This is a genomic window from Ruegeria sp. K7 (assembly GCF_056531785.1).
The window spans coordinates 1-22,695 of sequence record NZ_JBQFMJ010000015.1; the positions used below are offsets into that span (position 1 = coordinate 1).

Consider the following 22,695-nt stretch of genomic DNA (forward strand, 5'->3'; position numbering starts at 1 on the left):
CCACATCATGCTCTGAACATGCGCCCACCTGTGCCTGAAACCTTATTAGAGAAACCTCAATTTAGTGGTGCCGAACGAGGGGGCTAGACACGATATGGGAAATAAAGAAAATCTTGCACCGTCACGGGCATCGATATGCCGTGCATAAAGAACGTTCACGGCGAGATCGCCCCGCCGAGGTTACCGGCGTTATCTTGACACGCTGTGGCGTTACTGCGCCCAATCGGCAAAGACAAAAAATACACGCTGTCAGGGACGAATTGAGCAAATCCAAATCGCCTTCTCAAGTGAAGAGTTTCGAGGCTCAATTGCGCGGAAGGCTGGCGCAGCTCAATCAAATTCGCGCAGGTAATGGGCCGCGTGAAGACTTATGAAGCTCAAGACGCAGTCGGGCGAAATTGAATTGCACCCCTCGCACCGAACACACACCACGCAACCGCAGTAAATCGAATTGGTGAGGTGAAGCGACCACCTCACCTCTGACCTCACTCACCATAAACCCTTATTTTATTGGTTTAAATTGACTTGAAGTGAGGTGGGTGAGGTAAATGAGGTAGGTGTGTCTTTATATAAAGCGAAAGTTTTTTCCGTAGGGATGCTTTCGCTAAGGAGGCAGAAAAACAAAAGTGCTCCATATAACGTGAACGTACCCACCTCGTCACCTCACCCACCTCACTTCTTCAAATTAAACCTTTAAAAACAGGCGGTTGATCAAGTGAGGCGGCCCTCACAAACGCACCCCGCAGACAAAAACACCTCACCGAGACACGAAAAAGGCCGCTGACGCGGCCTATCTCGATTTGCAATATTGCTACGTGAGCGTCATTCGTCCTTCGGGATCAGCCTCCACACGGTGCGTCTCTGGCGAGTTCCAGCCTTTTCGAGGCGGATTTCCACACCCTCAATATTGAAGTACGCGTCAGCGTGATCGCCGAGGAATTTGCCCAATGCCGTAGCATCATAGATAAGGTCTGCGTCTTTGCGGGTTCTCTTTACCCCTCAAGTTCAATATCTTCAGCGAAACACAAGGCCACCAAACCTTCATCCGTGCCAGCAACCATCTCTGTTGTGACAAACTGCTGCTGAGGATCATTTGCCTTTTCCCACCAGACCGCGATCAAGTTATTGATGCCCTCAGCTTCATTGATAGCCGCAACAGCATCCTTCTGGTCTTCGTTTCCAAGGAACGTACTGACGCCCGCGTTTTCGAGAACCCCGCCAAGTACCCTAACCCATTCGCCATAGGAGGCCATTTGCGGGACTTTCTCCGGTCGGGGCATGCCGTTCACTACCCACGCCTTAATGAGCGTCAGCGCGGCCCACAGTAGTTCTCCGCGATGGTCCGAAACGTAAGTGCCTTCAAGATCAAACTTAAATTCCTTCCGGTCCTTTGGGTTTTCCATCCTGGCATCTAGGCGGATCAGGAATGCACGTCGCTTTAGGTCTTCGTTCAGGCGAGCATTGTTCGACGTCATCACGAACATTGCGTTTGCCGATACGGTTGCCATCTCAGACTTCCCGAGAACTCGCCCCTCAAAAGTCGTCGCCGTCAGTACTGAGGCCAATGCATCAGACGTGATTTCACCGGACACATTGTCAAAAAGGCCGTAAGGCTTCTGCTTCCGCAGGCTGGCAAAGATCGTCTTACGGCGTTCTTCTTCAGACGAAGGAAGTGCAGCCGATGGTTCCGATACACCGGCAGCAATGTTGTATGAAGATGCGGCAAGCAGAGACGCGCCGGTGGCAACCTTTGGCTTCGAGATGAATGCGAGAGGCAACAGGCGTTCGACCTGTTCACCCCGTAACCATCTTTCCAAGCGGCGGGCTCGGGTAACAGCGTTATCACCCACCCAAAGCTCTTCACCGTCACTTCGAGCAGCTTTGAAAAGTTCGGGAACAGCGCCTCTTTCTCTCGGTTTGATCGACGGCAAAACATCCGCCAGCCGATAGAGCCGCGCACCCATTGCACCTGTGGTATAATCCAACCCACGCGCACGGGCCGTCACAGTATTCCGCGTTAGCCCGACCGCGTGGGCCAGATCGCTTTGACTTACAGTCAACACTTGTTAACCTACTCACAAATAAAGATAGTTTTCCTTGGATCATTCATCCCGTTCTGTGCGGATTATGCACCTGAGCTGGGAACAAAGCAAGAAAACCGCAAAAACGGGTCAAGGTCAGCAATGCTGACCTAAAAGATGCAACGCGTTAAATGGAAAGCCTGCTTACGCAGGCTTACTTTAGTGAAGTGCTATGCGAACTCGTTTATGTTCATTCCGTCTCTGACAAAGTCGATCAGTTGCATTTGCATAACAAACGAACCTGAAGCCAACCCATCAGTTAGTATGATGTGCTCTTTGGGTTTCAATCCAAGCAACGAGTTCCTACGGAAGGCGTAAATCATCTCCATCGTCATATCACCAAGGTTATCGATGAACGCCTTGTTCGCTAAGAAAACATTCCACACGTCGCCATCATAAGGCTCAAAGCCAACGGACTTGACTGTACCCGTGCCCGTTGATGTTAGAAGCTTGTCTCCCGGCTTTAAAACGTAAGCTTGTACCAATGAGTAGTAGTTTCTCATTAACGAGTGCCATTTAGAAACCTTTACTTTGTACTTCGCTCTATCAGTTTCGACTTCCACCACGACGACGGGGAATTCTTTTTCTGGGCCTGCTATCAAAACAACCGGATATACCGTCGAACCTTCGATACATAAGTTCGTCTCCAGCCTTGTCCGCAGTAAATGGCTGAATATCTTCAATTGGCTTTTCATGCCCGTCTTTCAGAAGGACTCTTGTACCTTCAACGACGCAGGCAGCTCGACCGCGAGTGTCCCTTTGAATTCTAATGGTTGAACCGTCAAAAGTCGCACTCTCGGATTCAATTTGATCTGTCACTGAATTATCTCCTCTCAAGAACAAAATACTTGCGTGCCTAATCAACACTAAATGAGCCAACCAATTACCTGAGCCACCGAAAATACCCTGACCCTTGATCATATTAGCTGAGTTTCCGTTTTCTGCACAGCCGGTGCAAACAGCAGGCATCCAGAACACAAAAAACTGACTGATTAATGATCGAGCGGGTCAACCTGTTTCAAGCTGTCAAACAGATACCGCATGCCAGCACCATCACCATAGCCACCCTCAACAGCATCTCTGTTGGCGCGGCCTGTCAGGTAACGACGATGCGCATCAGAAATATTGGCGTTGTCGCAGGCGTCCTGAAAGCGATGACGGAAGCTGTGAAAGACCGCCTTGGGGTCCTTGATGCCTAGCTTGGAACGCAACAGGTATGAGAACCGCTTGCCGTAGTCGGCGCTGACGCGCCCACGAGTGTCCGGCGTCATTTCTTCCAGCTTCTTAGCGTATCGCCCAAATTGGTTGAATGCGAAAGCGTCAGCCGGTCGGGCTTCGACCACGCCACGCAATCCGGCTGCGATCAATGCGGGATGGACAGGCACCCAACGAACAGATGCCGCATTTTTGGTTTTTTGGTCTTCGCCTTCATCGGTGATCTTCATTGACCAAACGCCACCGATTTCCTCGAAGTCTTTTGTCCGAAGCTGGCAGGCCTCTTGAATCCTCAACCCGTGGTAGGCAGCAATCCATGGTGCCCAGCGGTCCACGGTCGTGCTACCATATTGGTCCGCATTCGATCCTTTGACGAATTCCAATATCTTGCCAACTTCCTCACCCGTGAAGGCGCGGCGGGCCTTTTCGGCGCTGTGCTTCACCTTGGGCTTAACCAGCTTCATGCCCACCCAAGGGTCGGCTTCGACGAAGCGACGCCCAACAGCGTGAGACATGAGACCCTTGAGCATGTCGAAGTATTTCTTCTGAGTGGCATAACCGATGGTGTCCGCCCCGGTCTTCTTGGCATCTGCAACTAGCTGCTGAATTGTCATTTCGCGACGCTTGCCGCTCTGGACCTTGGGAAGACCTTTGAGTGCGTCGGTAAACTCCCGCAGGTGAGCGCCGGTAATGTCCTGCAATCCAATCTCGCCATGCAATTCAGTGAACCGCCTGACGTATGTACGCCCGTTTTCTGCGGTATGTGCATCAACGGACGGTGCCCAATCTTCGACCAGATCGCGCAAGCTGAACACGTCGCCGACAAGATCAACGTCTTGACCAATCTGGCGCAACACCCTACCCCGCGCATTTGTTTGGGCGCGTATCGCCGCTGACGCGGCGTGGTTTTCTGCTTGCTGTAACTGTAGCTCTTCTGGGTCAGCCAACTCGTCAATCAGCACCTTAGTGGGCGCGCCTCTTGGCCCGACCTCAACGTCGAATGCGCCCGCGTCAGCGGGCTTACCGGCCTCTAAGAAAGCCAGTGCTTTCTTGCTTCGCTCGAACTCATCCAAAAGCCCGGACAATCCACCGGCCTTGTCCAGCAGCGCTCTTTGATCTGGCGGCAATTGTCGGGCCAATGCCCGCCAACCCTCTTCGGCCTTAGCCTGTTCAAGCTGCGCATCCATGATTGCACGAATGCGCCGCGCCTCCTTTGCGGCAGCAACCGGGTCCGTCGATCTGGTGGATTTTTGGTAAACATCTTTTCCAGCCCAATGCGCCCTAATCGACTCGGGTATCGCGATTTTCACATGATACCGCCCACGCAACTGAATAGTGTCAGCAACCTTTTTCATCCACCAATCCCTCAATCGTCACATTATCTAATGTGACGACCAATGTGACGCTTTGCAAGGCTAAGGCCCTATTTTCACGAAGTTCTTTATTTTTATGGGTGAATTACTGGTGCGGTCGAGAAGACTCGAACTTCCACGGGAGTTACCCCACAGCGACCTCAACGCTGCGCGTCTACCAATTCCGCCACGACCGCACTGCCAGTGACTTGGTAGGGGGCGTATAGACGCTGATGAAGACGTTGTGAAGAGGCAAAAGACACCTGTTTGAAATCCCCTGCCCTCTGCTTATCTAATCAACCAAACCGACTACAGGATTCCCGCGCAGGAGCTCTCGATGACAACATCCGATCCCCGTCCCGTTGTTCAGATCGACATCATTTCGGATGTGGTATGCCCATGGTGTATTGTGGGATTTCGTCAGCTTGATCTTGCTTTGCAACAAACAGGTGTGCTTGCCCGTCTTCGGTGGCATCCGTTTGAGCTGAACCCCGCCATGCCGCCGGAAGGTCAGAACCTGAGAGAGCATATTGTCGAAAAATACGGCTCGACACGTGAACAAAGCCAGCAGGTACGCGAACGGCTGACAGCGCTGGGGGCTGAGCTTGGGTTTACCTTCAACTTCAACGATGACAGCCGGATCGTGAATACCTTTGCCGCACACCAATTGCTGGATTGGGCAGAACATGAGGGGCGTCAGCATCCGCTGAAACTGGCTTTGTTTGATGCCTATTTCACGCAACAGCAGGATGTCTCGGACATTGATGTATTGATGCAGGTAGTGCGAGCGGCAGGTTTGAACCCTGACGCGGCACGGGACGCACTGGCTGGCGGCACCCACGCGGCTGCCGTGCGGGAAAAGCAGCAATTCTGGACAAGCCGGGGTATTTCAGGTGTTCCGGCTATGGTGTTTGGGGGCAAGTACCTGCTGACCGGCGCTCAGGGTCAGGACACGTATGCTCAGGTATTGCAGCGATGCCTGTCCGAAGCCGCCTGACCCCTTTTCCCTGACCCCTGCGCAGGATAAGAGGCCGGTATGGAATGGAAGATCACCGAAGGGCTGACCGAATACGAAGACGCCGTGGCCTTCATGGAGGCGCGCGTGGCCGCGATCGCCTCGGGCGACGCGCAGGAGTGTATCTGGTTGCTGGAACATCCCCCGCTTTACACGGCGGGGACATCCGCGCGTATTGAGGATCTGACCGATCCGGAACGGTTTCCTGTTTACCAAAGCAAACGCGGCGGCGAATACACCTATCACGGACCAGGCCAGCGTGTGGCCTATGTCATGCTGGATCTCAACGAACGTGGCCGGGATGTGCGCAGGTTTGTGAAACAGCTGGAAAACTGGGTGATTTCAGCACTTGCCGAATTCAACGTCCGTGGAGAGATCCGCGACGGTCGTGTCGGCGTCTGGGTGCGGCGGGATGACAAGCCGCTTACCGTTACGGGCCAGCCTGCCGAAGACAAAATTGCGGCCATTGGGCTACGCCTGCGGAAATGGGTCAGCTTTCATGGAATTTCGATCAATGTCGAACCTGATCTTGATCATTTTACGGGCATCGTTCCGTGCGGCATCACCGAATATGGGGTGACATCCCTTGTCGATCTGGGGCTGCCGGTGACACTGGCGGATGTGGATTCTGCCCTCCAGAGAACCTTTGACGACGCTTTTTCTGCGGGTGATTCCTGACGGATCGGTCGATGGCGCGGTACCGATTGCCCAACGTGAAGTAACAATCACCGACTCCTCTGGCATCTGTTTCCCGGTCAGTGGGTTCATTAACCATTATTACCCACATTTCCGGTGATATTTATGCAAAGTTTAATTCTGGCCGATACAAAGAAGACGTTAACGAGTAGTATGAGTTCACCGTTCTAAAGTGAGTGGTATGTTAACCGGTGATCACGGGCTTGCCCGGAGAATCCGAATATGTGTTTGGTTACGAGTCTGCCGTTCCGACCCCAAATCGGAACGGCAATTCTCATTAAACGCATGTTTCACTGATGTCCAAAGCGGGAAGATGCGGGACAGCATTGGTCAGTTCGCTCCAACTCCAGCGTTGCGTGCGTAATCCCAAATCGGTCTTTCAGGCTCTGCCTGATCCTTGATCTGACGGCCCCGGCGTCGGACCAGGACACCTCGTCTACAATGACATGTGCGGTCAGCGCCGGTTCGCGCTCCTGCATGCTCCAGATATGCACGTGGTGTACGGCGGTTACGCCTTCGGCCTCTTCGATGGCCGTGGCAACCTGTTCCGGCTCCAGATCGGGGGGCGCCCCCAGCATGAGAACCCGGATCGTTTCACCGATCTCACCTTTGACATGCCAAAGGATGTAGACCGAGATCATGATCGTGACTGCGGGATCGACCCATGTCCAATCAAACACAATGACCGATGTTCCGGCGATAATCACGGCAACAGACCCCAGCGCGTCTGCCACGTTGTGCAGGAAGGCCGCCCGGATATTCATACTCTCCTTGGCCATTGAGTAGGTCAGTGCCGCAGTGATGAGGTCGACGACCAAAGCAATCCCGGCAATCCAGACGACAATCCAGCCATTGACCGGTTCCGGCTGGATGAACCGCGTGACACCTTCATACATCAGGTAGACGGACAGCACGATCAACGTTGTGTAGTTGATCAGCGCTGCCACGACCTCGGCCCGGCCATACCCGAAACTCATGCGCGGGTCGGCGGGTCGCCGTGCGATCTTGCGGGCGAAAAAGGCGATGACCAGCGCTGCGGCATCCGACAGGTTGTGCAGCGCATCGGCGATCAGCGCGAGCGAGCCAGACAGAATGCCGCCGACAATCTGCGCCAGTGTAAGGAACAAATTGACGGCGATTGCCCAGGCGACACGGGCATCTCCGGCCTTTGGGTCGATGTGATGATGGTGGCTGTGACCAGAGTGCGAGTGCTGATGTGCCATGTAAAGAGCGCCTGTTGTTTCGGTTCTTAAAGCAATGTAATTCCTCTAGTAACTAGAGGTTCAAGTGGCAGGCCAATAAAATGTACTCAATCGGTGATTTGTCCCGCCATACTGGGGTCAAGGTTCCCACCATCCGATTTTACGAAGAAAAAGGGCTGTTGCCCAAACCTGCGCGCACAGCCGGGAACCAGCGGCGGTATGATGCGGCTGCGCTGCGGCGCTTGCAGTTCATCCGCCACACGCGCGATCTTGGGCTGCCCCTTGCCGAAGTCGAAGCTCTACTGACCCTGGAAGGCGCGCAAAGGGATGACCTGAACCGCGCGCATGACATCGCCGAGCGTCAACTGGCTGACATCCGCGACCGGATCGCACGTCTGGCCCGGCTGGAAAAAGAACTGGCCCGCATCACCAAAGCATGTGACGGGCATCATGATCATGTCTGTGCCGTTCTGCATGCATTCGGGGATCATGACACCTGCGATGGGGCGCATTAGAGTCAGGTCAGAGATGCGCGAATTTTCTCGGCATGTTGGGCGATGAGGTCGAAATCACCCATATTTCCCGGCGGGCGCATCGAAACGCCCTCGTGCCGAGGCAGGACATGGAAATGCAGGTGGAAAACCTCCTGTCCGCCTGCGGCTTCGTTGAACTGCTGAATGGTGACGCCGTCCGCGTCAAAGGCCGCCTTTACCGCCCTCGCCATTTTCTGCACGGTCGCCATTGCAGCAGCCAGTTGCTTGGGTGAGGCATCCAGAACGTTTCGGCACGGTGTTTTGGGTATGACCAGAAGATGACCGTCCGAGCGTGGCATAATATCCATGAAGGCAAGCGTGTCATCGTCTTCGTAAACACGGGTCGCTGGGATTTCACCACGCAGGATCTTGGCGAAGATGTTGTCATTGTCGTAGCCCGTCATGGCATTTCTCCCGATTTGGTGCTGCTACCCGTTCTGCGACCCAACCCGCCGGGGGTCAAGCACGGAAACGGGAACTGGGCGTACCTCTTGAAAACCGTACTGCAATGGCCAAATAGCAGGCACCACCGGGTCAAAAATGTCGTGGAAGCCTCCTGCCCGCGACAATTAATCTTGATCCAGATCAAACTCGACCATTGAAGGTCGTCCCCTCGCAATCTAAAACCAGCAGGAATCCCGCGCGTTGGAGAGGTCCGACTGCGCGGTAGTGTTGTAACAGGAGGCACCTAAATGGCAGACGCAGCCATTCATGGTCACGAGCATGAAGACAATCGCGGTTTCTTTACCCGCTGGTTCATGTCGACCAACCACAAGGACATCGGGATTCTCTACCTGATCGTTTCGGCCCTGGCCGGTCTGATCTCGGTTCTGATGACCGTCTACATGCGGCTTGAACTGATGCACCCCGGTGTTCAGTACATGTGCCTGGAAGGCTTCATGGCCGACCCGTGCACACCCAACGGACACCTATGGAACGTGATGATCACCTATCACGGTGTTCTGATGATGTTCTTCGTGGTCATCCCCGCCCTGTTTGGCGGATTTGGCAACTATTTCATGCCGTTGCAGATCGGTGCACCGGACATGGCCTTCCCGCGGATGAACAACCTATCCTTCTGGCTGTACGTCGCGGGTACCTCGCTCGGTGTGGCTTCGCTTCTGGCTCCGGGCGGCAACGATCAGGCCGGTTCGGGCGTGGGCTGGGTTCTGTATCCGCCGCTGTCGACGACCGAGGGCGGCATGTCCATGGACCTTGCGATCTTCGCCGTGCACGTATCGGGCGCCTCCTCGATCCTCGGCGCGATCAACATGATCACCACCTTCCTGAACATGCGCGCCCCGGGCATGACCCTGTTCAAGGTGCCGCTGTTCAGCTGGTCGATTTTCGTCACTGCATGGCTGATTCTGCTGTCGCTGCCGGTTCTGGCAGGCGCGATCACCATGTTGTTGATGGACCGCAACTTTGGCTTCACCTTCTTTGATCCGGCCGGTGGCGGTGACCCGATCCTGTATCAGCACATCCTGTGGTTCTTTGGACACCCGGAAGTGTACATCGTGATCCTGCCTGGTTTTGGCATCATCAGTCATGTCATTGCGACCTTCTCGCGCAAACCGATCTTCGGCTACCTGCCGATGGTTTGGGCGATCATCGCGATTGGTGTTCTGGGTTTCGTCGTTTGGGCGCACCACATGTACACCGTTGGCATGTCGCTGCGTCAGCAGGCCTACTTCATGCTTGCCACGATGGTCATCGCGGTTCCGACAGGCGTTAAGGTCTTCTCGTGGATTGCGACGATGTGGGGCGGTTCCATCGAGTTCAAGACACCGATGCTGTTCGCCTTCGGCTTTCTGTTCCTGTTCACCGTCGGCGGTGTGACCGGCGTTGTACTGTCACAGGCGGGTGTGGACCGTGCCTATCACGACACCTACTACGTTGTGGCGCACTTCCACTATGTGATGTCGCTGGGTGCCGTGTTCGCGATCTTTGCCGGTGTCTACTTCTACTTCAGCAAGATGACGGGCCGTCAGTACTCCGAGTTCTGGGGTAAGGTTCACTTCTGGATGTTCTTCATTGGCGCCAACCTGACCTTCTTCCCGCAGCACTTCCTGGGCCGTCAAGGCATGCCGCGCCGCTACATCGACTACCCCGAGGCATTTGCCCAGTGGAACTTCGTATCGTCGATTGGCGCGTTCATCTCGTTCGCCTCGTTCCTGCTGTTCTTCGGCATTGTCATCTACGCCCTGCTACGTGGCGCGAAAGAGACACGTCCGAACCCGTGGAACGAATACGCGGATACGCTGGAATGGACCCTGCCGACGCCGCCGCCCGAGCACACGTTCGAGCAGCTGCCCAAGCAGGAAGTCTGGGACAAGGGCCACGCCCACTAATCCCTGAAAGCACGACTTAGAAGCCCCGCCAATTTCGGCGGGGCTTTTCTTTTGAAACCTTCGGACATTTCGGGAATATCGCCAGAAGGCCAAAAATCGGCTATTCTGTTTGCGGTTGGTCATCCGGCAATCCGGAGGTACGCAATGCCCGAGATTGATTTCTGGTTCTCAATAGGTAGCACATACAGTTTTCTGACGGTGATGCGTCTGGATGAATGGTGTGCAGAACATGATGCGACAGTGCATTGGAAACCGTTCAACGTGCGAACCATCATGTCCGAACAACAAAACATTCCTTTTGCCGGCAAACCCACAAAGTCAGCTTACATGTGGCGGGATATCGGACGGCGCGCGGCAAAGTACCGGCTTCATGCCAAGCTGCCCGCCCCTTATCCGATTTCCGATCTTGCCCTTGCCAATCAGGTCGCCCTTCTGGGTATGCGCGAGGGCTGGGGCAAGGACTTTACCCAGAACCTCTATCGCATCTGGTTTGAAGATGGCGTCGAAGCAGGCAGCGAAACTGCCCTGTCCGAGGCCCTGTTGAGATGTCAGCAGGATCCGCGCCTTGCACTGTCCCGTGCGCGCAGCCCGGAAATCTCGGAGGCGCTGGAATCCGAGACCAAGAACGCCACCCAGCTAGGCGTATTTGGCGCGCCGAGCCTTGTCGTGCGCGGTGAGGTGTTCTGGGGCGATGACCGGCTGGATGATGCATTGTCGTGGGCGCGTGTCGGTCACGTGATCTGATCTTTTGGCCATCGACTCCGGGTGTCGATGCGCTATTTTTTCACCATGCCTTATCAATGGACGCAGACATCAGACACAGAGCAGGAATTGCGCCTTTGGCCGCATAATTCGCTGCCGCCCCGATGGGCGATGCGGTTCATCCTGTTGGTGTTTGCCTTCGGGCTTATCCCGATGCTGGCGGTGTTGGGGTCGGTGCTGCTGTGGGGGCTGCTTCCTTTCATGCTACTCAGCGTTCTGGGCCTGTGGCTGGCCATTCAGACAAACTACCGCGCCCGCAGCGTCTTTGAGGTTCTGACGCTGAGCGGCAGCCAGGCCCGGCTGGTGCACCACCACCCCCGAACCGGTCGTCAGGAATGGACGTGCAACCGATATTGGGCTCGGCCTGAAATGCACCAACGCGGCGGGCCTGTTCCACATTACGTCACCCTGACCGGCGACGGCCGCCAGGTTGAAATCGGCTCATTTCTGTCCGAGGAAGAGCGCATCGCGCTTTATGACGAGCTGATACAAAAACTGCGCGAACCTGTCGCGAAGCAATTGGCGCAGTAAACGTCGAAGTGACAGGTCAGCTGTTGCTGGCCGCGCAAAGCTGATCCTTGACCATCGGTCCGACCTTGCCGAAATCCATCTGGCCGGTATAGCGGGTTTTGAGTTCGCCCATCACCTTGCCCATATCACGGATCGAACCGGCACCTGTCGCGGTGATCGCGGTCAGAATGGCCTGGTTCACTTCGTCATCATCCAGCTGCTTTGGAAGAAATTCCTCGATCACATCAACTTCGCGCAGCTCGCGTTCTGCCAGATCCAAGCGCCCGCCCTCTTCATAGGCGCGTGCGCTTTCCTTGCGCTGCTTGGTCATTTTACCAAGGATTTCAAGTACCTCGGCATCACCGCAACCTTTTGCTTCTTCGTTGTCCGAACCCCGTGTTGCGATGTCGCGGTCCTTGATCGCCGCGTTGATCAGCCGCAGCGTCGATAGACGTTCGGCCTCCTTGTCTTTCATTGCTTGCTTCAGGGCTGCATTCACCCTTGATCGCATATCCATCTGCTCAATCCATCCCCAAGATGAAGGAACCCCGACCATATCGAAACAAAAAGCGCGACACAACCGGGGTCTAATATATCTAAGTCATTGATATTAAATGATTGCCCAAAAATTGAACAGACTTGACCCAGCGGCCCAACCCCCTTAGGAATGCGCCGATTTACCCTGCAGGAGAGTCGCGCCATGGCCCAGAACGCCCCGTCCAAGCCCACCGCATGTCTGGCTTTGGCCGACGGAACATTGTTCTACGGCACAGGCTTTGGCGCCACCGGCCAGACCGAAGCCGAGCTGTGTTTTAACACCGCCATGACCGGTTATCAGGAAATCATGACCGACCCCTCATATGCGGGACAGATCGTGACCTTCACATTCCCTCATATTGGGAATGTCGGTGTGAACCCCGAGGATGACGAGACCGGCGATCCGGTTGCGGCAGGAATGGTGGTCAAATGGGACCCGACCGAGCCTTCGAACTGGCGTGCCGCAGACGAGCTTAAGACCTGGCTGACGCAACGCGGGCGAATTGCGATTGGCGGCATTGACACCCGGCGACTGACCCGTGCCATTCGGCAGCAAGGTGCGCCTCATGTGGCGCTGGCCCACGATCCGGACGGTAATTTCGATATCGAGGCTCTGGTCGCCGCAGCCCGTGGGTTTGCCGGTCTGGAGGGCATGGACCTGGCCAAGGATGTGACCTGCGCGCAAAGCTATCGCTGGGACGAAATGCGCTGGGCCTGGCCCGACGGTTACTCACGCCAGACAGCCCCCGTGCACAAAGTCGTGGCGCTGGACTATGGCGCCAAGCGAAACATCCTGCGCTGTCTGGCTTCGGCCGGATGTGACGTGACCGTTCTGCCCGCGACGGCAACCGCTGCCGAGGTTCTTGCACACGATCCGGATGGCGTCTTCTTGTCCAACGGTCCGGGCGATCCCGCCGCCACCGGCGAATATGCTGTTCCCATGATCAAAGAAGTGCTCGAGACCACGGACCTGCCCATCTTTGGCATTTGTCTGGGCCATCAGATGTTGGCGCTGGCGCTTGGCGGCCAAACCGTCAAGATGAACCACGGTCATCATGGCGCAAACCACCCGGTCAAGGACATGGAAACCGGCAAGGTCGAAATCACCTCGATGAACCACGGTTTCGCCGTTGACGCTCAATCCCTGCCAGATGGCGTCATTGAAACCCACCGGTCGCTGTTTGACGGATCGAACTGCGGTATTCGCATGACGGACCGCCCGGTCTATTCAGTGCAGCATCACCCCGAAGCATCGCCGGGGCCGCAGGACAGTTTCTACCTGTTCGAACGCTTTGCGGATGCAATGACCGCGCGAAAAGAAAAGGCTTAGCCGCCTGCCTTTGCCGGATTAACCGGCCATTAACTATGTTGAAGCAACCCTGACGTGCGTAATCGCGTCAGGGTTTATTAATGGTCGAACTGAACTTACAGCAACTTGCCCCGGCAGAACCGGTACCGGCACTGGGGCTGCGCAAACCTCTCGGCCTCTATTTGATGGAACGCGGCCTGATCACCCGCGCGCAACTGGATCACGCATTGCTGCTCCAATCACGACAGCAGGCCCCCTTGGGCGAGATATTGGTGAGCGAGGGCTGCGTCAGCCGGCAGGATGTCTTGCTGGCCTTGTCCAAACAAACAGGCCTGCAAATCGCGGATCTGGAAGAAACGCCGCCATCCCCTGATCTGGTCGATCTGAAACCTGCGTCCTTCTGGCTTAAGAACCATGTCATACCGTGGGTCAGACTGGGTCCGATCCTTCTGGTTGCCACTGCCCGGCCAGACCATTTCGATGCCATTGCAGCAGAATTTGAGGCAAGCCGATATACAGTGATTCCCGTTCTGGCGGCACCAGATCAGATTGGCACGGCGATATCCCGACTATTCTCACGAGATCTGGCCCGGGCGGCCGAAACCCGTGTGGACCCGCTGCACAGTTGCCGCACCTGGACAGCCCGGGCACGCACCGGACCAGTCGCAGGCGCAATCGCCCTGTTGGCGACAATGATCGCAATCCCGACGATCGGTTGGTCCGTTCTGGTGTTTGCGGCGGTCTGCACGTTGTTCCTGTTCTGGGTCCTGAGATTGTCCGGGTTGCTGGCCTTCTTGACGTCAAAGACAGCTCGGACATCGGAACAGGAAGGACCCAGGGTCTCACGAACTCGCCAGCCCTATGTGTCGATCATGGTGCCTTTATACCAAGAAACCGAGATTGCCGACGCGCTGATCCAACGACTGCGGCGGCTGACATACCCCAAGGCACTGTTGGACGTTATTCTGGTGCTCGAAGAAGACGACGCCGTTACCCGCGAAACACTGTCACACGTTGATCTGCCCAGTTGGATGCGCACAGTGGAAGTCCCGAAACTGAACGGTTTAACCACCAAACCCCGCGCGATGAACTACGCCCTAGATTTCTGCCGCGGCGATTTGATCGGGGTTTGGGATGCCGAGGATGCGCCGCAACCGGATCAGATCGAACGAGTAGTCGATCACTTTGAACATGCGCCGCCCGATGTCGTGTGTCTGCAGGGCGTGCTGGATTACTACAACCCGCGCACCAGTTGGAGATCACGGTGCTTTACAATCGAATACAACAGCTGGTTCAGGGTAATCCTGCCCGGTATTGCCCGATTGGGCCTTGTGGTCCCGCTGGGCGGCACCACCTTCTTTTTTCGCCGGGACAAATTGGAGGAGTTGGGCGCCTGGGACGCGCACAATGTCACCGAAGACGCCGATCTGGGTGTCCGGTTGTACCTCGCCGGGTATCGGACCGAGATGGTGGACACAACAACCTTTGAAGAGGCGAACTTTCGGACCTGGCCCTGGGTCAAACAACGCTCTCGCTGGCTCAAGGGTTTCATGGTGACCTATCTGGTCCACATGCGCACACCGGTTGGTTTGTTGCGGGATCTGGGATTGCTTCGCTTTTTGGGCGTTCAGGCGTTTTTTCTGGGAACTTTGGGGCAATTCCTTCTTGCCCCTGTCCTTTGGGTGTTCTGGCTGTTGGCGATGGGTATATCCGTACCGCTGCCGCAGGGGCTGACGCAAGAAGGTGTCACAGCCCTTTTCAGCCTGTTTCTTGCAGCCGAACTGACCAACGTCATGGTCGGACTTGTCGCCGTCGCAGCACGGGAAAGGCGTTTCCTGCTGCCTTGGGTGCCGACGATGATCCTGTATTACCCGTTGGGCGTTCTGGCAGCCTACAAAGCGCTATGGGAGCTGATCTGGAACCCATTTTTTTGGGACAAGACCCAACACGGACAAGCGGCCGAGGAACAGCTGCCCTCCTGAGTTCAGGACTCGCGCCGGACCGCATCCTGTTTGAGGCGGGTCATGAACGCGATCGAGATGTGTTCCCGCAACGCCTGACTTGCAGCATCTTCATCACGTGCCGCGATCGCTTCGACAATTCCTTTGTGTTCATTCTGGGCGATTTCACCCCGGCCCTGCACGGCAAGCGATGTCGTGGCCATCAGGGCCATCGTGCGATGCACCAGATCCAGTTGCTGAACCAGATATCGGTTGTGCGACGCCAAATGAATCTGTTCGTGAAACCGCCGGTTGGCACGCGACAGGGCCGTCGGATCATCGACCAGTTCGTCATCTGCCAGAACCATGTCCTGAAGAACTTTGATTTCCTCTTCCGTTGCGTGTTTGGCGGCTAGACGGGCTGCCAACGCCTCGAGTTCGCGGCGCACGACGTACAATTCAGCCATCTGGTTGTGATCCAACGATGCCACGATAAGTGATCGCCCGTCCCTTTCCAGCAGGGATTGTGTTTCCAGTCGCTGCAACGCTTCGCGAATCGGGGTGCGCGATACGCCAAAACGTTCCGCCAGTTCGCTTTCGACAAGCCGATCGCCGGGCTTGTACACGCCAACATCAATGGCTTCGAGAATCAGGCTGTAGGCATCTTTGTTGGGTTGGCGGGTCTGGCTCATTTTGTCTTTCGTCTCCTCGTTCGGTCATGTCTATCCGCCACTTGGCCTTCCAATCAAGTGAAGCATTGAAATCCGCAGCACCGGACCCTAAACCATAACCATGGTCAAACCTGCATTTGCTCATGTCACCCAGTGGGTGTTCGATCTCGACAATACACTGTATCCGCCCCATATGCGCCTGTTCGATCAGATCGAGGTGCTGATGACGGATTATGTCGTGCGCACTCTGGGTGTGGACCAGGCCGAGGCGGATCGTTTGCGGTCAGAATACTGGCGCCGGTACGGCACTACGCTGGCCGGGTTGATGGCCGAGCACGACCTGGACCCTGATCCATATCTGCATGCGGTCCATCAGGTGGACATGAGTCATATGGATCCGGACGCGGAACTGGCCGCCCATATCCGCTCTCTACCCGGTCGCCGCATCGTCTATACCAATGGCAGTGCGCCCTATGCGGAACGCGTTCTGGCGGCACGCGGTCTGAGCGGGTTGTTTGATGCGGTCTATGGCGTCGAACACGCCGGATACCTTCCAAAACCGGAAAAAGCCGCGTTCGAGGCGATTTTCGCGCGAGACGGCATTCGCGCCGAACAGGCCGCGATGTTCGAGGACGACCCGCGCAATCTGGCAGCCCCGCACGAGATGGGAATGCGCACGGTCCATGTGGCACCTGAACCGCACACTGCGGAGCATATCCACCACCATACAGACGATCTGACCCAGTTTCTCGGACGCCTGGTCTGACAGGGCAACCTGCGACGATCTGCTCATTCTGCACCTGCATCATCGTTCCTATATCCGCCTTAGCGACGAACAGAACGGAGATCTCCAATGAGCGCGATCGAAATGTCCCCGCGCCTGCCTGTGTGGCAGCGCCTGTTGTTTGCCATTCCCTTGTTTGGATGGATGGCCCGCGATGTGAAAGACGGCGCGCCCGAGGATCTGGGCTATACCGCCGCCGCCATCGTCAGCATGTGGGGATGTTCCATCCTTCTGTTCGGTCTTCCCGGCCTGTATCTGCCCGCACTTGCGATGGTGCCGGTGATGTTCCTGATCCTGTTGCTGATTTCGCGGGGTTAGGAACCGGGACAGGATGTCACTTGGCGCCCGGGCCGCAACACCACTAGGGTCTGCGGACAACGGAGAATTTCGCGATGACTGACAGTTGTGACATCCTGATATCAGGTGGCGGTATCGCCGGTCTGACCGCCGCCGCTGCCTTTGGGGCAGCCGGATTTGACGTAATCTGCGTCGACCCTGCCCCGCCCGTGACCGAGCGCGACATTGAAGGGTCAGATCTTCGAACAACGGCGTTTCTGCAACCCGCCCGGGTTTTGCTGGAACAATGCGGGCTGTGGCAACGTCTGGATGCGCACGCCGCCCCTTTGCAGATCATGCGCATCGTGGATGCCGGCGGTGACGTGCCTGAACCGCGTGTCGTTCGCGACTTTGATGCCTCGGACATTTCCGACCAGCCTTTCGGCTGGAACCTTCCCAACTGGCTGCTGCGCCGGGAAATGGTGGCGCGGCTGGCCGAGTTGCCCAATGTGGATTTCAGGCCCGGAACCGGCACCACCAGTCTGTTTACCCGCACCGCCGAAGCCCGCGTCGGGCTTAGTGACGGCGCCCGGGTTCGCTGCCGACTTGTGATCGCGGCAGACGGGCGCAATTCACCCATGCGCGAAGCTGCTGGTATCGGCGTCCGGACAACACGCTATGGTCAGAAAGCGCTGGCTTTTGCGGTCACGCACCCAATCCCGCACGAAAACGTATCAACCGAAATCCACCGGTCCGGCGGGCCATTCACTTTGGTTCCATTGCCCGACTGGCAGGGTCAGCCGTCCTCTGCGATTGTCTGGATGGAACGTGGTCCTCGTGCGGTCGAGCTCATGAAGCTCGACGCCCCGGATTTCGAGGCAGCCATGACCCGTCGATCCTGCGAACTCTTCGGACCGCTCAAGTTAGCGTCGCGTCGCACGATCTGGCCGATCATCAGTCAATCGGCCGAGCATCTGTCCGGTGAAAGACTCGCCCTGATGGCCGAGGCCGCACATGTGGTTCCGCCGATCGGGGCGCAAGGTCTGAACATGTCGCTGGGGGATCTGCGGTGCCTGCTGGATCTGGCGCAGGCGCGACCGGACGGGCTGGGTGATGCCCAGATGCTGGCGGCCTACCACAAAGCGCGCCACACCGAGATCGAATTGCGTGTCAAAGGAATCGACCTGCTGAACCGCGCCTCCATGATCGAAGCGCGCCCATTGCGTGACGCCCGCGCAATGAGCCTGAATGCCCTTTATTCACTGGCGCCGGTGCGCAAAACGCTTATGCAGATGGGCCTCGGCATGCGCTGAGGCCCGGTCTCCGGCTTAAATCACCTGATCCAGAACCCGTTTCAGACGTTGGATGGTACCGTCCACGTCATACAGCTTGTCCAGCCCAAACAGACCAAGGCGGAACGTGCTGAACCCTTCAGGTTCGTCGCATTGCAGCGGCACGCCCGCCGCGATCTGCATACCCAGCGCTGCGAATTTCTTGCCGTTCTGAACATCGGGATCCGATGTATAACTGACGACAACACCGGGCGCGCCAAATCCGTCGGCGGCCACCGAGACAATTCCCTTGTCCTTCAGAATCGCCCGCACACCATTCCCCAGCGCCCATTGCGCATCACGCAGCTTTTCGAAACCATAATCACGGGTTTCAATCATTGTTTCACGAAACGCACGAAGCGCATCCGTTGGCATCGTGGCGTGATAGGCGTGACCGCCATTTTCGTAAGCCTGCATTATCTGGCGCCACTTTTTCAGATCGATAGCAAAACTGTCCGACGTCGTTTGCTCAAGTCGCGCTTCGGCCTGTTCGGACAACATGACCAAACCGGCGCATGGCGACGCGCTCCATCCCTTCTGTGGCGCGGAAATCAGAACATCAACACCGGTTGCCTTCATGTCGATCCAGGCGCACCCCGAAGCGATGCAGTCCAATACCATCAGCGCGCCGACTTCGTGCGCGGCTGCAGCCATGGCCGCCACATAGTCGTCAGGCAGAATCACACCTGCAGCGGTTTCCACATGCGGCGCGAACACGACATTCGGACGTTGTTCACGAATGGTCGTCACGACCTCGTCAATCGGGGCCGGTGCAAAGGGCGACGGGCTGGTATTTCCGGTCTGGCGCGCTTTCATCACAGTGGCCGAGGCCGTCAATCCACCGGTTTCGATGATCTGGCTCCAGCGGTACGAAAACCAACCATTGCGAACCACCAGAACATTGGCGTTCTGTGCAAACTGGCGGGCAACGGCCTCCATAGCATAGGTTCCGCCCCCAGGGATCACCGCGACACCGTCAGCGTTATAGACCTGTTTCAACATATCCGAGATATCGCGCATCACCTGCTGAAAGGATGCCGACATGTGGTTTAGGGATCGGTCCGTAAATACCACCGAGAATTCTTCGAGACCGTTTGGGTCAACACTGTCCAGCAACGCGGGCATGATTGTTCCTTTCCTGAGAGGTTCCTGAAGTTCTGAACCTTTTGGCGAATTTCGTAAAGCACCTTACGCACGTCACATGTTGACGCAACGGAACCTTTCTCTTCAGATTGTTTTTTGCGTCTCGCACGGCCCGATCAAGGCACAAATGACGCCAATTAGGGTCACCCCTACTTTACACTTTGACGTGTTTCTGACCAGATACATACACTTTGTACAAGAAAGGTAATTTCGCAGGTGACAGGGCAAAAACGGATAAGTTTTCAGGTAGTTCGCGACGAAGTCAAAAGAAGGATCGAAGCCCGTATCTGGCCGCAGGGATCTTTGCTGCCGACCGAGACGCAGCTGGCCGAAGAGTTCAATTGCGCCCGCGCGACCGTAAACCGGGCCCTTCGGGAACTGGCCGAACAAGGCTATGTCGAAAGAAAGCGGAAAAGCGGGACACGGGTCAAAAAAGAACCCAGCAAACATGCCAAGCTGGAAATTTCGCTAGCGCGCCAGACAGTGGAAAACCAGAATGCCACCTATCGGTATGCTCTGGTCGAACGAAGCGTCGTGCCCAGCCCTGGCTGGCTGGCATCGCAACTGAGTGTTTCGCCGGAAGCGCGTGTCCTTCATATCATCTGCATGCACTACGCGGACAACCGCCCCTTCCAGCTCGAAGAACGCTGGATCAATATCGAGGCCGTTCCGGATGTCGAACACGCCGATCTGAACCAAAACGGGCCGCATGAATGGTTACTGAAGACCGCACCCTTTACCGAAGCCGAAATCGCGTTCTGTGCCGTTTCCGCTGACGGGCGACTGGCCGAATTCATGGGGACCACGACCGGTACCTCAATGATTCAGCTTGAGCGCACGACCTGGAAAGATGGAGAGCCGATGGCGTTTGCCCGCATGACGCATCACCCGGGTTTCTGCATCCGCTCAAAATACTGACCTATCCGATTGGTCCCGGAAGACGCTCTTCACTCAGCAGCACGTTGGCCTCGACGTCACCGGCCCCAGGCAATGTCATGATGCGCCGCCGCAGGACGCGTTCAAAGTCCGACAGATCCCGCGCAACGACCCGAAGTCGGTAGTCATAAAGACCCAGCACATGCTCGACCGTCTGAACCTCGGGAATGGCGCTTACGGCACGTTCGAAATCCTCAAGGCTGACCTGCCCCTTGCGCGCCAGTTTCACACCCAGAAACACCGTCACCCCAAACCCCAAGGCCTCGGCGTTCAACCGTAGCCGGCGCCCCTTGATGATGCCTTCCTCCTCCAGCCTGCGGATACGCCGCCAGGTTGCCGGTTGCGAAAGGCCAAACCGTCGACCCAGCGCGCCCCCGCTTTGCGCCGCATCCTGCGCCAACGCACGCAATATCTTGCGGTCGGTTTCGTCTAGTTCCGTCATACCGGCAACACCTCGTCCCGTTTCACCCGGGCAATATGCATCAGCGCTTCGATGTCAGCGATGTGCGGCAGTGTCAGAATGCGGTCACGATACACCTGCTGGTAGTGGGACATATCCCGCGCCAAAACGGAAAGGCGCACGTCAACCCGCCCGAGAAAGGTCTGAATCTCGATCACTTCGGCCACTTTGCGTGCTGCGGCGGTGAACTCGTCAAAGGCACGTGGCTGGGTCTTGTCCAGCGTGATCCTCAGCGAAACCTCAACCGCATACCCAAGCGCGACCCAGTCGATCACGGCCTCCTGCCCCTGGATGATCCCTGCGGCCTGCATCTTTTCAATCCGCCGCCAGCACACCCCTGCACTGATCCTGCACCGCTCGGCGAGTTCGGCTGTGGTCAGGCTCGGATCGGCCTGGAAATGACGCAGGATGCGACGGTCAGTATCGTCAAGCATGAAATTTTCACAAGATAGATGTTTTGCGAATTATTCTTCATCTTTTTCTCAAATACTCAACCCCAATGCTATCGCCATTGCGCCGACGGGCAGATAGAACCACCGCAATCGAAACTGAAAGGACCGGCAAAATGCGCGTCTATTACGATCGCGATTGCGACATCAACCTGATCAAAGACAAGAAAGTGGCTATCCTGGGCTATGGCAGCCAGGGACACGCACACGCGCTGAACCTGCGCGACTCGGGTGCCAAGAACCTGGTCATCGCCCTGCGCGAAGGCTCGCCCTCGGCCAAGAAAGCCGAAGCCGAAGGTCTGCAGGTGATGGGCATTGCCGAAGCCGCCGCATGGTGCGACGTCATCATGTTCACCATGCCCGACGAGCTGCAGGCCGAAACCTACAAGAAATATGTGCATGACAATATCAAGCCCGGCGCGGCCATTGCCTTTGCCCATGGTCTGAACGTTCACTTTGGCCTGATTGAGCCGAAAGAAGGCGTCGACGTCATCATGATGGCCCCCAAGGGCCCCGGACACACCGTGCGTGGCGAATATGTCAAAGGCGGCGGCGTGCCCTGTCTGGTCGCCGTGAACAACGACGCCACCGGCAAGGCGCTGGAAATCGGTCTGTCCTATTGCTCGGCCATCGGTGGCGGCCGCTCGGGCATCATCGAGACCAACTTCCGCGAAGAGTGCGAAACCGACCTGTTCGGCGAGCAGGCCGTTCTGTGCGGCGGCATCGTCGAACTGATCCGCTGCGGCTTTGAGACTCTGGTCGAGGCAGGTTATGCACCGGAAATGGCTTATTTCGAGTGTCTGCACGAAACCAAGCTGATCGTTGACCTGATCTATGAAGGCGGCATCGCGAACATGGATTACTCGATCTCGAACACCGCCGAGTACGGCCAATATGTCACCGGCCCGCGGATCCTGCCCTATGAGCAGACCAAGAAGGCGATGAAAGAGACTCTGTCGGATATCCAGACCGGTAAGTTCGTGCGTGATTTCATGCTGGAAAACGCTGTTGGCCAACCGACCATCAAAGCGGCCCGCCGTCACAACGATGAACATCAGATCGAGCAGGTCGGTAAGAAACTGCGCGACATGATGCCCTGGATCTCGGCCGGCAAACTGGTCGATCAGGAAAAGAACTGAGCC

General features: G+C 56.5%; 23 protein-coding genes and 1 tRNA gene. 13 read left to right on the forward strand and 11 right to left on the reverse strand.

Features of this window, described 5'->3' with window-relative positions; genetic code table 11:
* Positions 1-992: 992 nt before the first annotated feature.
* The 4 genes from ACR0FE_RS19445 to ACR0FE_RS19460 form a co-directional block, all read right to left on the reverse strand.
* Entirely contained in the window at positions 993-2,006 is a 1,014-nt protein-coding gene (locus ACR0FE_RS19445; RefSeq protein ID WP_480914747.1) for a hypothetical protein, read from the reverse strand.
* Positions 2,007-2,251: 245 nt separating this feature from the next.
* Positions 2,252-2,776, reverse strand: a complete 525-nt coding sequence (locus ACR0FE_RS19450; RefSeq protein WP_480914748.1) for a hypothetical protein — start codon at positions 2,774-2,776, stop codon at positions 2,252-2,254.
* A gap of 297 nt (positions 2,777-3,073) precedes the next feature.
* Positions 3,074-4,369, reverse strand: a complete 1,296-nt coding sequence (locus tag ACR0FE_RS19455; RefSeq protein WP_480914751.1) for a site-specific integrase — start codon at positions 4,367-4,369, stop codon at positions 3,074-3,076.
* Positions 4,370-4,758: 389 nt separating this feature from the next.
* A tRNA-Leu gene (locus tag ACR0FE_RS19460) sits at positions 4,759-4,845 on the reverse strand.
* 140 nt (positions 4,846-4,985) lie between these two features.
* On the opposite strand from ACR0FE_RS19460, the gene ACR0FE_RS19465 reads away from it, so the two are divergent.
* Positions 4,986-5,645, forward strand: a complete 660-nt coding sequence (locus ACR0FE_RS19465; protein ID WP_480811386.1) for a DsbA family oxidoreductase — start codon at positions 4,986-4,988, stop codon at positions 5,643-5,645.
* 39 nt (positions 5,646-5,684) lie between these two features.
* Positions 5,685-6,341, forward strand: a complete 657-nt coding sequence (lipB, locus tag ACR0FE_RS19470) for a lipoyl(octanoyl) transferase LipB (RefSeq protein ID WP_480811385.1) — start codon at positions 5,685-5,687, stop codon at positions 6,339-6,341.
* Between the two features lie 308 nt (positions 6,342-6,649).
* On the opposite strand, the gene ACR0FE_RS19475 is transcribed toward lipB, so the two are convergent.
* On the reverse strand, positions 6,650-7,582 hold the full coding sequence (locus tag ACR0FE_RS19475; RefSeq protein ID WP_480914753.1) for a cation diffusion facilitator family transporter: 933 nt from the start codon (positions 7,580-7,582) through the stop codon (positions 6,650-6,652).
* 80 nt (positions 7,583-7,662) lie between these two features.
* Here ACR0FE_RS19475 and ACR0FE_RS19480 point away from each other — a divergent pair, with 80 nt between their 5' ends.
* Positions 7,663-8,076, forward strand: coding sequence for a MerR family transcriptional regulator (locus ACR0FE_RS19480; RefSeq protein WP_480914754.1), 414 nt, complete (start codon positions 7,663-7,665; stop codon positions 8,074-8,076).
* A 2-nt stretch (positions 8,077-8,078) separates the two neighbouring features.
* Here ACR0FE_RS19480 and ACR0FE_RS19485 read toward each other — a convergent pair whose 3' ends face one another.
* Positions 8,079-8,498: an HIT family protein gene (locus ACR0FE_RS19485; RefSeq protein WP_480526458.1), complete on the reverse strand. Its 420-nt coding sequence runs from the start codon at positions 8,496-8,498 to the stop codon at positions 8,079-8,081.
* A 288-nt stretch (positions 8,499-8,786) separates the two neighbouring features.
* Between ACR0FE_RS19485 and ctaD the strand changes: the two genes are divergently transcribed.
* The 3 genes from ctaD (at position 8,787) to ACR0FE_RS19500 (ending at position 11,738) form a co-directional block, all read left to right on the forward strand.
* Positions 8,787-10,445, forward strand: a complete 1,659-nt coding sequence (gene ctaD, locus ACR0FE_RS19490) for a cytochrome c oxidase subunit I (protein ID WP_170616413.1) — start codon at positions 8,787-8,789, stop codon at positions 10,443-10,445.
* Positions 10,446-10,589: 144 nt separating this feature from the next.
* Positions 10,590-11,189 carry a DsbA family protein gene (locus ACR0FE_RS19495; RefSeq protein ID WP_480914756.1) on the forward strand — a complete coding sequence of 200 codons (600 nt, stop codon included), beginning with the start codon at positions 10,590-10,592 and terminating at the stop codon, positions 11,187-11,189.
* A 45-nt stretch (positions 11,190-11,234) separates the two neighbouring features.
* A complete protein-coding gene (locus ACR0FE_RS19500; RefSeq protein ID WP_480914861.1) occupies positions 11,235-11,738 on the forward strand; it encodes a DUF2244 domain-containing protein in 504 nt (167 codons plus the stop codon).
* Positions 11,739-11,754: 16 nt separating this feature from the next.
* On the opposite strand, the gene ACR0FE_RS19505 is transcribed toward ACR0FE_RS19500, so the two are convergent.
* Positions 11,755-12,234 (reverse strand): GatB/YqeY domain-containing protein, encoded by a 480-nt coding sequence (locus ACR0FE_RS19505; RefSeq protein WP_170616417.1) that lies wholly within the window; start codon positions 12,232-12,234, stop codon positions 11,755-11,757.
* A gap of 183 nt (positions 12,235-12,417) precedes the next feature.
* On the opposite strand from ACR0FE_RS19505, the gene carA reads away from it, so the two are divergent.
* Both carA and ACR0FE_RS19515 read left to right on the forward strand, forming a co-directional pair.
* Complete coding sequence (carA, locus tag ACR0FE_RS19510) at positions 12,418-13,584, forward strand: glutamine-hydrolyzing carbamoyl-phosphate synthase small subunit (RefSeq protein WP_480914863.1); 1,167 nt, start codon at positions 12,418-12,420, stop codon at positions 13,582-13,584.
* An 80-nt stretch (positions 13,585-13,664) separates the two neighbouring features.
* Positions 13,665-15,545, forward strand: a complete 1,881-nt coding sequence (locus ACR0FE_RS19515) for a glycosyltransferase (RefSeq protein ID WP_480914757.1) — start codon at positions 13,665-13,667, stop codon at positions 15,543-15,545.
* Positions 15,546-15,547: 2 nt separating this feature from the next.
* Here the strand turns inward: ACR0FE_RS19515 and ACR0FE_RS19520 are convergent, their stop codons facing one another.
* Positions 15,548-16,195 carry a GntR family transcriptional regulator gene (locus ACR0FE_RS19520; RefSeq protein WP_170616423.1) on the reverse strand — a complete coding sequence of 216 codons (648 nt, stop codon included), beginning with the start codon at positions 16,193-16,195 and terminating at the stop codon, positions 15,548-15,550.
* A gap of 100 nt (positions 16,196-16,295) precedes the next feature.
* Between ACR0FE_RS19520 and ACR0FE_RS19525 the strand changes: the two genes are divergently transcribed.
* The 3 genes from ACR0FE_RS19525 to ACR0FE_RS19535 all read left to right on the forward strand — a co-directional run bounded on the left by ACR0FE_RS19525 (position 16,296) and on the right by ACR0FE_RS19535 (position 18,547).
* Positions 16,296-16,940, forward strand: coding sequence for a pyrimidine 5'-nucleotidase (locus ACR0FE_RS19525; protein WP_480914758.1), 645 nt, complete (start codon positions 16,296-16,298; stop codon positions 16,938-16,940).
* Positions 16,941-17,027: 87 nt separating this feature from the next.
* Positions 17,028-17,276 (forward strand): hypothetical protein, encoded by a 249-nt coding sequence (locus ACR0FE_RS19530; protein ID WP_170616427.1) that lies wholly within the window; start codon positions 17,028-17,030, stop codon positions 17,274-17,276.
* Between the two features lie 74 nt (positions 17,277-17,350).
* Positions 17,351-18,547 carry a UbiH/UbiF family hydroxylase gene (locus tag ACR0FE_RS19535; protein WP_480914760.1) on the forward strand — a complete coding sequence of 399 codons (1,197 nt, stop codon included), beginning with the start codon at positions 17,351-17,353 and terminating at the stop codon, positions 18,545-18,547.
* Between the two features lie 15 nt (positions 18,548-18,562).
* Here ACR0FE_RS19535 and ACR0FE_RS19540 read toward each other — a convergent pair whose 3' ends face one another.
* Entirely contained in the window at positions 18,563-19,690 is a 1,128-nt protein-coding gene (locus ACR0FE_RS19540; protein WP_170616431.1) for an aminotransferase class V-fold PLP-dependent enzyme, read from the reverse strand.
* Positions 19,691-19,924: 234 nt separating this feature from the next.
* On the opposite strand from ACR0FE_RS19540, the gene ACR0FE_RS19545 reads away from it, so the two are divergent.
* A complete protein-coding gene (locus ACR0FE_RS19545) occupies positions 19,925-20,626 on the forward strand; it encodes a GntR family transcriptional regulator (RefSeq protein ID WP_170616433.1) in 702 nt (233 codons plus the stop codon).
* A 1-nt stretch (position 20,627) separates the two neighbouring features.
* On the opposite strand, the gene ACR0FE_RS19550 is transcribed toward ACR0FE_RS19545, so the two are convergent.
* Positions 20,628-21,086: an Lrp/AsnC family transcriptional regulator gene (locus tag ACR0FE_RS19550; protein WP_480914763.1), complete on the reverse strand. Its 459-nt coding sequence runs from the start codon at positions 21,084-21,086 to the stop codon at positions 20,628-20,630.
* The gene (locus ACR0FE_RS19555; protein ID WP_170616437.1) at positions 21,083-21,538 is read right to left on the reverse strand and encodes an Lrp/AsnC family transcriptional regulator; all 456 of its coding nucleotides are present in this window, start codon (positions 21,536-21,538) and stop codon (positions 21,083-21,085) included. Before ACR0FE_RS19555 ends, ACR0FE_RS19550 begins: the two co-directional genes overlap by 4 nt.
* Before the next feature lie 131 nt (positions 21,539-21,669).
* Here ACR0FE_RS19555 and ilvC point away from each other — a divergent pair, with 131 nt between their 5' ends.
* Positions 21,670-22,692, forward strand: coding sequence for a ketol-acid reductoisomerase (ilvC, locus tag ACR0FE_RS19560; RefSeq protein ID WP_170616439.1), 1,023 nt, complete (start codon positions 21,670-21,672; stop codon positions 22,690-22,692).
* Positions 22,693-22,695 lie beyond the last annotated feature (3 nt).